Origin of the sequence: Haloimpatiens myeolchijeotgali, from assembly GCF_042688525.2 — a bacterium.
Classification (GTDB): Bacteria; Bacillota; Clostridia; order Clostridiales; family Clostridiaceae; genus Haloimpatiens.
In genome coordinates, this window is sequence record NZ_JBHWAB010000001.1 from 1,612,658 (window position 1) to 1,626,386 (window position 13,729).

The 13,729-nt window shown below is 27.9% G+C and carries 12 protein-coding genes; 11 read left to right on the top strand and 1 reads right to left on the bottom strand.

The window, feature by feature from the left end:
- The first annotated feature begins 64 nt into the window (after nt 1-64).
- The 7 genes from purH (at nt 65) to ACFIJ5_RS07310 (ending at nt 9,379) form a co-directional block, all read left to right on the top strand.
- Nucleotides 65-1,567: a bifunctional phosphoribosylaminoimidazolecarboxamide formyltransferase/IMP cyclohydrolase gene (gene purH, locus ACFIJ5_RS07280; protein WP_379805565.1), complete on the top strand. Its 1,503-nt coding sequence runs from the start codon at nt 65-67 to the stop codon at nt 1,565-1,567.
- A gap of 19 nt (nt 1,568-1,586) precedes the next feature.
- The gene (gene purD, locus ACFIJ5_RS07285; RefSeq protein WP_379805567.1) at nt 1,587-2,837 is read left to right on the top strand and encodes a phosphoribosylamine--glycine ligase; all 1,251 of its coding nucleotides are present in this window, start codon (nt 1,587-1,589) and stop codon (nt 2,835-2,837) included.
- 420 nt (nt 2,838-3,257) lie between these two features.
- The gene (locus tag ACFIJ5_RS07290) at nt 3,258-4,586 is read left to right on the top strand and encodes an ATP-binding protein (protein ID WP_379805570.1); all 1,329 of its coding nucleotides are present in this window, start codon (nt 3,258-3,260) and stop codon (nt 4,584-4,586) included.
- On the top strand, nt 4,561-5,415 hold the full coding sequence (locus tag ACFIJ5_RS07295) for a response regulator (RefSeq protein ID WP_379805572.1): 855 nt from the start codon (nt 4,561-4,563) through the stop codon (nt 5,413-5,415). Before ACFIJ5_RS07290 ends, ACFIJ5_RS07295 begins: the two co-directional genes overlap by 26 nt.
- A gap of 180 nt (nt 5,416-5,595) precedes the next feature.
- On the top strand, nt 5,596-6,642 hold the full coding sequence (locus ACFIJ5_RS07300; RefSeq protein ID WP_379809565.1) for a PTS sugar transporter subunit IIC: 1,047 nt from the start codon (nt 5,596-5,598) through the stop codon (nt 6,640-6,642).
- 435 nt (nt 6,643-7,077) lie between these two features.
- On the top strand, nt 7,078-8,649 hold the full coding sequence (locus tag ACFIJ5_RS07305) for a hypothetical protein (protein WP_379805574.1): 1,572 nt from the start codon (nt 7,078-7,080) through the stop codon (nt 8,647-8,649).
- Nucleotides 8,650-8,683: 34 nt separating this feature from the next.
- On the top strand, nt 8,684-9,379 hold the full coding sequence (locus ACFIJ5_RS07310) for a DinB family protein (RefSeq protein ID WP_379805576.1): 696 nt from the start codon (nt 8,684-8,686) through the stop codon (nt 9,377-9,379).
- Nucleotides 9,380-9,526: 147 nt separating this feature from the next.
- Here the strand turns inward: ACFIJ5_RS07310 and ACFIJ5_RS07315 are convergent, their stop codons facing one another.
- Nucleotides 9,527-10,420 carry an MBL fold metallo-hydrolase gene (locus ACFIJ5_RS07315; RefSeq protein ID WP_379805578.1) on the bottom strand — a complete coding sequence of 298 codons (894 nt, stop codon included), beginning with the start codon at nt 10,418-10,420 and terminating at the stop codon, nt 9,527-9,529.
- Nucleotides 10,421-10,579: 159 nt separating this feature from the next.
- On the opposite strand from ACFIJ5_RS07315, the gene ACFIJ5_RS07320 reads away from it, so the two are divergent.
- From ACFIJ5_RS07320 to ACFIJ5_RS07335, 4 genes are all read left to right on the top strand, one after another.
- Complete coding sequence (locus ACFIJ5_RS07320; protein ID WP_379805580.1) at nt 10,580-11,548, top strand: YbgA family protein; 969 nt, start codon at nt 10,580-10,582, stop codon at nt 11,546-11,548.
- Between the two features lie 105 nt (nt 11,549-11,653).
- Entirely contained in the window at nt 11,654-12,019 is a 366-nt protein-coding gene (locus tag ACFIJ5_RS07325) for a NifB/NifX family molybdenum-iron cluster-binding protein (RefSeq protein WP_379805582.1), read from the top strand.
- A gap of 18 nt (nt 12,020-12,037) precedes the next feature.
- Nucleotides 12,038-12,868 (top strand): P-loop NTPase, encoded by an 831-nt coding sequence (locus tag ACFIJ5_RS07330; protein ID WP_379805584.1) that lies wholly within the window; start codon nt 12,038-12,040, stop codon nt 12,866-12,868.
- Nucleotides 12,859-13,716 carry an ATP-binding protein gene (locus ACFIJ5_RS07335; RefSeq protein WP_379805586.1) on the top strand — a complete coding sequence of 286 codons (858 nt, stop codon included), beginning with the start codon at nt 12,859-12,861 and terminating at the stop codon, nt 13,714-13,716. Before ACFIJ5_RS07330 ends, ACFIJ5_RS07335 begins: the two co-directional genes overlap by 10 nt.
- Nucleotides 13,717-13,729: the final 13 nt, after the last annotated feature.

The window sequence follows — 13,729 nt, forward strand, 5'->3', positions numbered from 1 at the left end:
AATTTCACTGAGTTAGAAAATATAATAAAAAAGTATTAAAATTCAAGGGAAGGGGTAATTAATTATGATAAAACGTGCTTTATTAAGTGTTTACAATAAGGAAGGAATATTAGAACTTGCAAATTTTTTAATGGAAAATGGAGTTGAAATAGTATCAACAGGCGGAACATACAGACATTTAAAAGAAAATGGTATAAAAGTTTTAGAAGTTAGTGAAGTTACAGGTTTTGATGAAATACTAGACGGAAGAGTTAAAACATTAAATCCATATATACATGGAGGAATATTAGCAGTTAGAGATAACAAAGAACATATGGAAATATTAAAAGAAAAAAATATTACACCTATTGATATGGTAGTTGTTAATCTTTATCCATTCTTTGATAAAGTAAATGAGAATATATCTTTTGATGAAAAAGTTGAATTTATAGATATTGGTGGACCAACAATGATAAGATCAGCCGCTAAGAATTTTAAAGATGTTATAGTAGTAACTGATGTAAATGACTATAAAACAGTAATAGATCAATTAAAAGATAATAAAGATGTAGATTGTAATACAAGAAAATATTTAGCAGGAAAAGTATTTAACTTAACATCAGCTTATGATGCAGCTATAAGTAATTTCTTATTAAATGAAGAAGAATATCCAGAGTATTTATCTCTTTCATATAAAAAGATGATGGATTTAAGATATGGTGAAAATCCACATCAAACTGCAGCTTACTATGTATCAACTCATGAAAGTGGTTCAATGAAAGATTTTGAACAATTAAACGGAAAAGTGTTATCATATAATAATATAAAAGACATGGACATAGCATGGAAAACTGTTTGGGAATTTGATGAAATAGCTTGTTGTGGATTAAAACATAATACACCATGTGGTGTTGCTGTAGCAGATTCATTATGTGAAGCTTATAAAAAAGCTCATGAATGTGACCCAGTATCAATATTTGGAGGAATAGTTGCATTAAATAGAAAAGTAGATAAGGCAACAGCAGAAGAAATTGTAAAGATATTCTTAGAAATAGTTATAGCTCCTGATTTTGATGAAGATGCTTTAGAAGTATTAAAAACTAAGAAAAATTTAAGAGTAATAAAATGTGATAAAAAACCTGAAAGTAAGCTTGAAATGGTAAAAGTAGACGGAGGAATACTTGTACAAAGTTCAGATAAGGAGTTGTTAAATGAAACAAAAGTAGTAACAGAAAAACAACCTACTGAACAAGAAATGAAAGATATGATATTCGGAATGAAAGTTGTAAAATATGTAAAATCTAATGCCATAGTTGTAGTAAAAGATGGAATGGCAAAAGGAGTAGGAGCTGGACAAGTAAATAGAATTTGGGCAGCAGTAGAAGCTCTTGAAAGAGGCGAAGATGGTGTAGTATTAGCATCAGATGCATTCTTCCCATTTGGTGATGTTGTTGAAGAAGCAGCTAAACATAACATAAAAGCTATAATTCAACCAGGAGGATCAATAAGAGATCAAGAATCAATAGATGCATGTAATAAAAATGAAATGTCTATGGTATTTACAGGAATGAGACACTTTAAACACTAGAATTATGGAGGTAATTTCAATGAAATTATTAATAATAGGCGGTGGCGGAAGAGAGCATGCTATTGCTTGGAAGCTTGCTCAAAATGAAAAAGTTAAGAAAGTATATTGTGCACCAGGAAATGGAGGCACATTTTTCGAAGATAAGTGTGAAAATGTAAATATTAGTGAAATACCACATCTTATATCTTTTGCAAAAGAAAATAGCATTGATTATACAATAGTTGGTCCAGAAGCTCCACTTGTTGATGGAATAGTAGATGAATTTAAAAAAGAAGGACTAAAAATATTTGGACCTAATAGTAAAGGTGCAGCTTTAGAAGGAAGTAAGATTTTTGCAAAAGAATTTATGAAAAAATATGGAGTCAAAACAGCAGCTTATGAGGTGTTTAACGATTTTGAAAGTGCATTTGACTACATAAAAAAATGTGAATATCCAATGGTTATTAAAGCAGATGGACTTGCAGCAGGTAAAGGTGTAGTTATATGTAATAATTTTGAGGAAGCAGATGAAGCTTTGAAAGATTTTATGGTGAATGATATCTTTAAAGGTGCTGGTAAGAATATAGTTATAGAAGAGTATTTACAAGGAGTAGAGGCATCTATATTGTCAATAACAGATGGAAATACTATAATTCCTTTTATATCATCTAAAGATCATAAACAAATTTATGATGAAGATAAAGGACCTAATACAGGAGGTATGGGTGTTATAGCTCCAAATCCTTATTGTACAAAAGAAGTACTTGAACAATTCAATGAAGGTATTTTGAAAACTACATTAAACGGCATACAAAAAGAAAATATGGATTTTGTAGGAATAATCTTCTTTGGAATAATGATTACAAAAAAAGGTGTGTATCTTTTAGAGTATAATGTAAGGATGGGAGACCCAGAAACTCAAGCAGTGTTATGTTTGATGGAAAGTGATTTATTAGATTTAGTAGTTAAAGCTTTAGATAAAAATCTTGAAAACTATGAAATCAAATGGCAAAAGAAGCATGCATGTTGTGTAGTTGGTGCATCAAAAGGGTATCCTAAATCTTATGAAAAAGGATTTGAAATAACTATAGATGAGAAAATAAAAGGAAAAGTATTTATTGCAGGAGCAAAAGAAGAAAATCAAAGTTTAAAAACTTCTGGTGGTAGAGTTTTATGTGTGGTTTGTAAAGGTGATACATTAGAGGAAGCTAGAGAAAATGCTTATGATAATATTGAAAAAATACACTTTGATGGCATATATTATAGAAAAGATATAGGTAAAATAAAATAATATGTTATAATGAAAAAGTACAATTAACCAGTTAAACTATTGTGATTGATGAATTTTAGTATATAGTTCATTGATTACAATAGTTTATTTTTCGCGGTAGATTGTACTTTTTAGTAATATGTATGCAACTTTCCCAGGTGAAAAATAGCCGCTACGGGAAATGATATCTTGCTTAGAAACCTTTCACTTCAGTAACAAGTTCTAAGCTTTACTCATATTGAAAAAAGATTTTTTAATTAATATTCCGTAGGAATCAGTAATTAAAAAATAACTTTTTTCAAATTCGTAAAGCTAAGAACTTGTAAACTTTGTTCAAACGTTTCTTACGCAATATATCATTTTCCTTCGCTAGACAGTATTTTTTTACTGCGAAAGTTGAAATATTAATTAATTTTCTATGCACTGCAAAGGAGGAATCATATGTGGTTTACTAAAGTAAAAATTAAAGATAAAAATAAGTTAAAAAAAATGTTAATTATTATTACTATTGTAGTGTTGGCTTCACAAATTTATTTAGATTTATATATATCTAATTTTAGAGTAGCAGTAGCTATATGTTTATTTGCTGTATTTATGTTTTTATTTGAAGAAATGAATTCTATTAAAATTGGACTAATTACGGCAGTTTTAGTATATGGTTTAAGAGTATTGGTACATGGAATAAGAACTGGCAATTTTAATTCTGGTGTATATTTTTATTTTCCAGAAATGTTTTTTTATATTTCTTATGCTGTTTTTTTATATTTTGTATTAAAGAAAGTACAAAAGAAAGAATTGAACAAACTATTTATATGTTTGATAGCATGTGATTATTTTGCAAATTTTATTGAAATCTTAATAAGAGAAAAGCAAATAATTTTTATGCCTCACAATTATAAAATTACAGCAGCGTTACTTTTAGTAGCTTTTGTACGTTCTAGTATAGTGTGGATTATACTGAATTTTGTAAGATATTATAAAATGCTTTTATTAAAGGAAGAACATGAAGACAGATATAGAAAATTACTTATAATGACATCTAGTTTAAAAAGTGAAACATATTGGATGAAAAAGACAATGGATAATTTAGAAAAAACAATGGCTAGTGCTTATGAATTATTTGAGAATATTACAACAGAAAAAGATAAAGAACTTTGGGCAGATAAAGCGGTTAATATTGCTAAAGACGTACATGAAATTAAAAAAGAATATGGATTAGTTGTTCGTGGTGTAGAAGAAATAACTAAAAATAAGTTAAAAGATGAGGGAATGTATTTTAAAGATTTAACAAATATTTTAGAGAATAGTATAAAAACTGAAATTAAATATTTGGGTAGAAATATACATATAGAGTTTTATATGTCTAGAAATTTTTATACTAATAAACATTATTATCTTATGTCTATATTCAGAAATATTATTATGAATTCTATAGATGCAATAGATGAAAGTAAAGATGGTGAAATAATATTTGAGCATAAAGAAACTAAAAAAGAACATATTTTTTATATCAAAGATAATGGATGTGGTATAAAGAAAGAAGATTTTAAGTATGTATTTTCACCAGGATATTCAACAAAAATTAACTATGGTACTGGAGAAATAAATAGAGGTTTGGGACTTAGTATAGTAAAAGACATTGTAGAAAATGTATTAAAAGGTAAGATAAATCTCAAATCCACACAAAAGACGGGAACATGTTTTGAGATATGTATATCAAAGAGTATGTTAGAGGAGGATAAAAATGAAGATATTTATAGTCGAGGATGATATAAGCGTTATAAAAATATTAGAAAAAATTATACAAGATAGAGAATTAGGAACGATTATAGGATATTGTGATAATGGAATAGATGCTTTAGAAGAAATAAAAAAAATTACACCAGATATTGTACTTGTAGATTTATTAATGCCAGGAAAAGATGGAATATCTTTAGTAAAAGAAATAAAAAATGATATTTCTAAAATACAATTTATAATGATTTCACAAGTGACGTCAAAAGATATGATAGCTAGAGCTTATGAAAAGGGAGTAGAATACTATGTAAATAAACCTATTAATGCAGTAGAAGTAGAAACTGTAATTAAGAAAGTTAAAGAAAAAATAGAAATGCAGCGTATGCTTAAAGAGATAAAGCGTGTATTTGCAAATGTAAATGTTCAACCTCCCCAAATCAATAATTACTATAATAAAGAAAAAACTAATACCACAGATAAGATAAAAAGTGTTATGAATAAATTAGGTATACTAGGTGAAAATGGAAGTGAAGATATAATAGAAGTAGTAGATTTTTTGACAAACCCTCAAAATGATAAGAGTAACTATAGTATTAAAGAGTTGTGCAGTAAATTTACAGATAATCCTAAATCTATGGAGCAGAGAATAAGAAGAGCAGCTACTACAGGTATGGTGAATTTAGCTAATATAGGAATTGAAGATTATATGAATGAGGTTTTTGTAGAGTATTCAAACGGTATGTATAATTTTGAACAAATAAAAAAAGAGATGGATTATGTAAGGGGGAAAAGTAATAATAGAGGTAAAGTTAATTTAAAGAAATTTATTCAAGGGATGGCCTTTTACTGTGAAAAGAAATAAAAATCAGAATATTTGGAACGACATTTTGAAACTTTTTGAAACTTTTTGAAAGCTGCAGGTTAAAATGTTTGTGAAAGAATAAACAGAAAAAGGCTATCTATTTTTTCGTGTAAACGTTATGCTTTTTAAAAGTGTAAGGATAGGTAGTTATATACTGTATTATTTGGAGGGATTACTTTGATAACTATTATTAAAGGTATGGGATTACTTATTTTAACACTTGTTTTATTTTCAATATTTAGTTTAAAAGCACCTAAAGGGCAGAAAGCTATGTCAGGATTAGCAGGTGCGGCTGTGGCTACTTTTTTAGTTGAAGCCATTCACAAATATATAGGAGGTAATTTTTTAAACTTAAAATTTATAGGAGAAGTTGGTAGTGCAGCAGGGGGTATGAGTGGACCAGCAGCAGCAATTTTAGTTGGTTTAAGCGTAGGAATTAATCCTATTTATGCTGTAGCAACAGGAGCAGCGGTTGCAGGAACAGGTATACTTCCAGGATTTATTGCAGGATATTTGGTAAGTTTGATTGCTCCTAAATTAGAAAAAAAGTTACCAGAAGGGGTAAATATAATATTTGGAACTTTACTTATTGCGCCACTAGCTAGAGTAATTGCTATAGGAGCAACACCTTTAGTTGATGCTACTTTGCTTAACATTGGAAACGTTATAAGTGTAGCAGCAGAACAATCACCATTAGTTATGGGATTCTTATTAGGTGGAATAATGAAGATATTATGTACTTCTCCACTTAGTTCTATGGCTGTAACAGCTATGTTAGGACTTAAAGGTCTTGCTATGGGAATAGCAGCTATAGCTTGTGTAGGTGGTTCTTTTACAAATGGTATAATATTTAAAAGATTAAAACTAGGGGATCCAAGCAATATAGTAGCAGTTATGTTAGAACCTTTAACTCAAGCAGATATAGTAACGGCAAATGCATTACCGATTTATTCTGCGGATTTCATAGGTGGAGGACTAGCTGGACTTGCAGCAGCATATTTTAAAATTATAAACAATGCACCAGGAACTGCGTCACCAATACCAGGACTTCTTGCACCATTTGGATTTAATCCGCCTGTAAACGTATTATTAGCTATAGTTTTTGCTGTAATAGGTGGAATAGTTGGTGGAATGGTAGTATCACAAATATTTAAAGTGTTTGGTACTAAGAAAAGTTGTGTACCTGAAAAGGAAGAATATACAGAATTAAAAGAAAAAGCTGTTTAATAAAAGGCACAAACCAATAAATGAGGACTCCGATAAATGATATTTTGCTATAAAACCGTTTAACTGCATAAAGTAATTCTAAGCTCTAAAAATTTAATATTGCTAAAAACTCAAACTCGTTACACTCAAACAGTGAGTTTTTTTAACGCAATATTAAATTTTTAGAGCAAGAATTACTAATTATTTGTTAAAATGGTTTTTACGCAAAATATCATTTACCTTCGCTAAGCAGTGTTTTTTTACTGCGAAAGTTGAGTAATTAAAAAATAACTTTTTTAAAATTCGGTAATATAAGAGTACGTTAGGTCGTTCAAAAAGTCCTTATTAATTTTTGATAAGGACTTTTTAGTATTATTATAAAGGAAATAAACAAGTTTTGTTGAATATAAAATGATGAATATATTTTATAAATTTCTATAATTTAGGGGGCAAACTATGAAGAAGAGAACAAAACGTATATGCAATTTTGGAATTGTTTTTATTATGATTGGTATATTGATTTTTCAGTATAATATTAATTTTAATATAAACAAGGAACCACCTTCAAATAAATGGGGCAAAGGTGAAAAAATAGCTTCTGCTAAAGTAACAGATTTTCCTACTATACAAGAGAATAATGGAAAATATGTTGCAGCTTTAAATGATGGAGGAAATTTAAAAGTATTAGAATTTGATAAATTAGGGAATAAACTAAAAGAGAAAACTTTTAAAACTGACAATGAGATTATAAATCATGTAGGTTTTTTTAATTTAAAAGATAATTCCTATGTTTTAGATTGGACAGTAATGAAAGTAAAAGGAAATGAAATGAATTCTTTTAAATTAGATAAGAATTTTAATATAATAGAGAAAAGTAAACCATCAATAGTAAGTGAATTATTTCAAATAGGAAATGAAATTAGAATAAAAACTTATGAAGATAAGATTGAAATTTTTGACTTTACAAATAATAATACAAAAACTTTAAATATAAAAGATGCAAGCTTAGTAAATGGAATAAAATATAAAGATAAATACATAATAACCTTTATGGATGATAACAGTAAGGTGAAATATTTTTATTATGATCATAAAAACGTAACAGATATAAAAGAAGCATGTTCAATAGCTACAATTGCAGGACAATCTATAGCTAAAAATACTTTTAGTGCGGATGATAAATATGGATATTTTTTAACTGAAAAAAGCGGTAAAGGTGGCTTTCAAGTAGATATTACTTCTTTTGCTTTAGATGGTAGTAAAAATGTTAGAACGAGAAAATTAAGGATAGATGGAGTGCATTCTATAAAAGGGATTATTCCTGTCAACAATGGTAAGGAAGCAAAATTTTTAGCAAGTGGTTCAAGAAGTTTTGGATTAAAGAAAATATATAATGATATATTTCAATTTAGTATAAGCAATAATAAAATAAAATTAGGTGAATATATATCAAAAACTAAACAAGCTTCAATGCTTCCTAGTATTTATAAGGACGTAGCTATTTACTGTGATTATGAACCATCAATAGAAAAACACAATATATTTGTGACATCAACTAATGAAGCTTTTAAAGAAAAGAATAATGTAATGAAACCTGTTGAAAAGAAGATAGCACTTACAGATACTATGCAGGGATTTGCATATAGTTTTGTTTATATATTTATTATTGGACTTCAATGGATATTCTTTGCAATATTATTGATAGGTGCAATGAGTTTTCTTGAATATAAAATGAAACCTAAAAATAGAAAGATATTGTTTGTAATTATTAGTATTATTGTGGCATTGATAAAAACTAAGGTCATGTATCAAGTATCGTACAAGAATTATTATTATTATTTGCCAAGTGTGTTATCTTCACCAATGGTGGGCATAATTATTAATTTGGTATTTAGTTTTATTTGTTACGGATATGCGTATAAGCTTTATGAGGATGATATTGATGCAATGCCTATAGCGAAGTTTGCTCCGCTTTTATTAGTTGATTCCATGCTAACACTAATGGTATTCGCACCATACGCTTTGTAGAGAAGCCTGTAGCAGTTACATGGGGGGGTACAAAATGGATTTAAAGACTTGGAATAAAGATATAAAACAGTTAAGGGCAATAATTTTAAAAAAAGACAAAATTGAGGAAAGTAAAAATCTTTGCTTAAGTTTACATGAAATGGTTCATTCTTCTAGTATGTCAGGAATAGATAAAAAAACATTTGAAGATGAATTATTTGAAGGATTAGACGAAAATACATTTAGAACTGCAACAAATGAAAAAGGACGTACTATTGCATATGGTATGTGGCATTCTACTAGAATAGAAGATATAACAATGAATATATTAGTTGCTGGGGATAAACAGATATTGAATACAGGAAACTGGAAGGAAAAAATAAATTCTAAAATAACCGATACAGGAAATGCACTGACAGAAGAAGAAATAATTGAATTTAGTAAAAATATTAATATGCAGGAGTTAAGAAACTATAGAATAGCAGTAGGGAGAAAAACAAGGGAAATTATAAAAAGCCTTACATATGATGATATGAAAAGGAAATTCAAAAAAGATAAATTACAGCGTATATTAGATGAAGGTGCTGTCTTAGATGTTGAAGATGCAAATTGGTTAATAGATTTTTGGGGAAGAAAAAATGTAGCAGGAATTATATTAATGCCAATAACAAGACATCATGTACTTCATATAAACGAATCATTAAGAGCAAAAAAGAAATCTAAAAGAAAATCTAAAAAAAATAAACTTTAAGTTTTAAATTTTTGTAATATGATAGTGAAGAGGCTGTCCCACTAAGAGTAAATACTACAATATATTGTGCTAATTAAAAAATATATTGTATGTGAATTTCTTAATGCGACAGCCCTTTTAAATTCTGTATTTTACATAATGTTTTTTTTAGTTGCTTTTGAAATAATAAAGTCTACCATTTTCTATAGAATATTTAATAAATTTTTTATCATATAGATAAGTTAAAAAAGCACAAACAGCAGAGAAATTTAAATGATACTGTTTAAAGTTCAAATCTAAATCATTTAAAATGGCGATATTTTCTAAAAGATCTTCTATACTTAGTGGCTGATCTAATAATTCTAAAAATTGTTCAGTGTAATTATTAATATTAGTTAAATTTCTGTCTATTAGAGAAATAATATCCTCCTTATTTAAAATCTTTTCACTGTGACTTATTACGAAGTAGTCAGCATCTATTTCTTTAATATATTCTAATGTATTGATACTTTCTTCTATATTATTTAAAAAAGGAAAAGAATACTTGTCTAATATTTCATTACTAAATATAGAATCTCCCAAAAAACATACTTTTTCTGGAGTTATAATTCCTATTTGATCTATGGAATGACCCTTTAAAGAAATTATTTCAAATTTATCATTGTTAATTTTATTTATTCCATTTTCTAAAGTTAAATCAACTTTAAAACAATCTTTATGTGGTTTTAAAGGTTTTAGTGGGTTTCCAGAAAATAAAATGGATGCTTGTATATTGGTGTTTTCCATCAATGTTTTTTCATCTTTTGAAGCATATACGGTGCAGCCTGGATAGGTATCTTGAAAATATAGATTTCCACCACAATGGTCTGTATGGCTGTGTGTATTGATTATGTATTTAGGATGAAGATTGTTTTGTGTAAGAACTTCATCGATTTTTTTTGCTTGGGAGTTATTGATACCTGTGTCTATGAGTATGCAGTTTTTGTTTTTGAATGTGTAAACTCCTATGTTTGTAGGGGCATTTATGTAATAAGAATTTCCTTTAAGTTTATTTAGTTGCATAATTTCACTTCCTTGTTAGTAAAAATAAAATCTAAAAAATATAATATCACAAATGAACAGCATGTACAATGTAGGCTAAATATAAAGTATTAATTCATAAATAAAAGATTCTTAGTAAAACATATTAATGATAATTAATAGTAAAATGGAGGAATATTTATGGAGAAATTTGCGAAACCAATTATTGCAGTAAGTAAATGCTTAGGATTTGAGGCTTGTAGATATAATGGACAGATGTCAAATGATAGCTTTGTTGAAAAATTAAAGGACTATGTTGAATATAAAACTGTTTGTCCTGAAGTAGCAATTGGGCTGGAAACTCCAAGAGATACTTTGAGACTTGTAAGAGAGGGAGAAAATATAAGAATTTTACAACCTAAAAGTAATAATGATTATACAGAAAAAATGATGGAATTTTCTAATGAATTTTTAAAAAATATAGGAGAAGTTGATGGATTTATATTAAAAAGCAGGTCACCTTCTTGTGGTATAAAAGATGTAAAAATTTATGAAAGTATTGAAAGAGGATCAGCTTCTAAAAAAGGAAAAGGAATCTTTGGAGATTTAGTATCACAGTTATTTTACAATTTACCTATAGAGGACGATGGAAGATTAAGAGATTATACTATAAGACATCATTTTTTAACTAAATTGTATTTGATGGCAAGTTTTAGAGAAATAAAAAGAAGTAAGTCAATTGAAGAATTGATTAATTTTCACAATAGAAATCAGCTTTTATTTATGTCTTATAATCAAAAACAGTTAAATAATTTAAAAAATGTTTTAAATAACAAAGAAAATTTAAATAAAGAAGAAATGTTTAATGAATATGAAAAATACTTAGCTTTAGTTTTTGTGAGAATGCCAAGATATACTTCTAATATAAAAGTATTAATGAAAAGTATGGAATATTTTTTAGATAAGTTAAGTCTTAAAGAAAAGGAATTTATTTTGGATACAATTGAAAAATATAAAAATCATCACGTACCATTTACTGTACCTTTATATGTAATTAAATCATATGTAGTTAGATTTGAAATACATGAACTTTTAAATCAAAGTTTTTTTGAACCTTATCCAGAAGAGTTAATTGAAACAAGAGATTCAGGAAAAATGGTGGATAATTAGATTAAATTGTTAAGGGTATTTGCCAAATATAAAAAGGTGATGTATAATGTAAATAACATATACCTGTAAAACATAATATTAAAATGAGTAGGAGGAGTATACAATATGAAAATTTTAATGTCTGCTCAAGGAAAAAATAAAAGTGATTTATTAGATACTTGGTTTGGAAGATGCCCTTATTTTCAAATATATGATAATGAAAGTAAGAAAATAAAAGTTTTAGAAAATGAAGGTGTAACAGCTTCACAAGGAGCTGGTATTGCAGCTGCACAACAAGTAGTAAATGAAAAAGTAGAAGTTGTTATAAGTGGAAGTATAGGACCAAATGCATTTAGAATATTAGATGGTGCAAACATAAAAATGATTAAAGCTGAAGAAGAAAAAATAGAACAAATAATTAAGGATTATGAAGATGGAAAATTAACACAGGTTCAAAATCCAGGAAAAGCACATCAAGGAATGAATAAATAATGAAAGGAAGTATGTAAATTGAATATAGGCATACTTAGTGGAAAAGGTGGAACAGGAAAAACTACAGTTTCAACTAATCTTGCTAAAATACTCAAAGCTACATATATAGATTGTGATGTGGAAGAACCTAATGGATTTATATTTTTAAAACCTGAAATTACAAAAGAAGAAGATGTTAAAGTAATATTTCCAGTAGTTGATGATAAAAAGTGTACTAATTGTTGTGAATGTGTTATAGCATGTGAATTTAATGCACTTGCCAGAGTAGGTGAAGATATAATGCTTTTTCAAAAACTATGTCATGGATGTACTGCATGTAAGTTTGCTTGTGATTATGATGCAGTAAGTTTTCAAGAGAGAAGTATTGGAAAAGTGGAAGAGGGAACTTCTGGAGATATAAAATGTAAAAGAGGTATTTTAAATATAGGGGAACCCATGGCAGTACCTGTTATAAAAAAATTATTAAGTAATGTAGAAGATGAACTTAATATAATAGATTGTTCTCCAGGTACATCTTGTAATGTAGTAAATACACTTCAAAAGATAGATATGGCAATTTTAGTAACTGAGCCAACTGAATTTGGACTTCATGATTTAAAATTAGCTGTAGGTTTAGTACAGCAATTAAATATACCTTTTGGAATAGTAATAAATAAAGAAGTAAGCAGTGAAAATATAATAAGGCATTATTGCAGAGAAAATAGCATACAAATAATAGGGAGCATTCCTTATAGTAGAGAAGTGGCTGCAATATATTCTAAAGGAAAGATGCTTGTAGAAGATGAAAAATTTAAAACAATTTTTCAAAACATAGCTGAAGAAATGAAGGTGGTGAAAGAATGGAACTAGTAGTTATAAGTGGAAAAGGTGGAACAGGAAAAACTACAATTTCATTTGCACTATCAGAACTTGCTTCAAATGTAATAAAAGCAGATTGTGATGTAGATGCGCCAAATCTTTATTTATTTTCAAAAGGAGAGAATATCAAAATAGAACCTTTTATAACTGGAAATAAAATTCTTTTAGATAAAGATAAATGTGTAGAATGTGGAAGATGTGAAGAAGTATGTAGATTTGATGCTATAAAAGATTTTGAGGTAAATGAATACAAATGTGAAGGCTGTGGAGCTTGTACATATGTATGTCCAGTAAATGCTTTGAAATTAGTGCCAGAACAAGGTGCACAAACAATTATTACAAAAACAGATAAGGGTATAATTTCTAGAGCACAAATGGAAATAGGAGCTGATGGCTCTGGAAAACTTATAACTAAGGTTAGAAAAAAAGCAAAAGAGTATGAAACTGATAATACTTTAACTATAATAGATGGTTCTCCGGGAATAGGGTGTCCAGTTATTGCTTCTATTACAGGTTGCAAATATGCAGTAATAGTTACAGAGCCAACTATATCAGGGATGGAAGATTTGAAAAGGGTAATTGGAGTATGTAATCATTTTAAAGTAACTCCATTAATATGTGTTAATAAATATGATATTAATGTAGATGTTACAAATGATATAAAAGAATTTTGCAGTAAAAATAATTATGAAGTAGTTGGTGAAATACCATATGATGATATGGTAATGAAATCTATAAATGAATTAAAACCAATAATTTCATATGAAGAAAGTATTGCAAATAAAGCTGTAAGAGAAATGTGGAAAAAAATAAAAAAAAGTATTGACATTAATAATTAATAGGAGGAATTCA

Excerpts from the sequence above, each read along its gene's own strand:
- ACFIJ5_RS07290 (WP_379805570.1), top strand. The coding sequence starts at position 3,258 with ATGTGGTTTACTAAAGTAAAAATTAAAGATAAAAATAAGTTAAAAAAA.
- purH (WP_379805565.1), top strand. The coding sequence starts at position 65 with ATGATAAAACGTGCTTTATTAAGTGTTTACAATAAGGAAGGAATATTA.
- ACFIJ5_RS07305 (WP_379805574.1), top strand. The coding sequence starts at position 7,078 with ATGAAGAAGAGAACAAAACGTATATGCAATTTTGGAATTGTTTTTATT.
- ACFIJ5_RS07315 (WP_379805578.1), bottom strand. The coding sequence starts at position 10,420 with ATGCAACTAAATAAACTTAAAGGAAATTCTTATTACATAAATGCCCCT.
- ACFIJ5_RS07295 (WP_379805572.1), top strand. The coding sequence starts at position 4,561 with ATGAAGATATTTATAGTCGAGGATGATATAAGCGTTATAAAAATATTA.
- ACFIJ5_RS07310 (WP_379805576.1), top strand. The coding sequence starts at position 8,684 with ATGGATTTAAAGACTTGGAATAAAGATATAAAACAGTTAAGGGCAATA.
- purD (WP_379805567.1), top strand. The coding sequence starts at position 1,587 with ATGAAATTATTAATAATAGGCGGTGGCGGAAGAGAGCATGCTATTGCT.
- ACFIJ5_RS07325 (WP_379805582.1), top strand. The coding sequence starts at position 11,654 with ATGAAAATTTTAATGTCTGCTCAAGGAAAAAATAAAAGTGATTTATTA.
- ACFIJ5_RS07335 (WP_379805586.1), top strand. The coding sequence starts at position 12,859 with ATGGAACTAGTAGTTATAAGTGGAAAAGGTGGAACAGGAAAAACTACA.
- ACFIJ5_RS07320 (WP_379805580.1), top strand. The coding sequence starts at position 10,580 with ATGGAGAAATTTGCGAAACCAATTATTGCAGTAAGTAAATGCTTAGGA.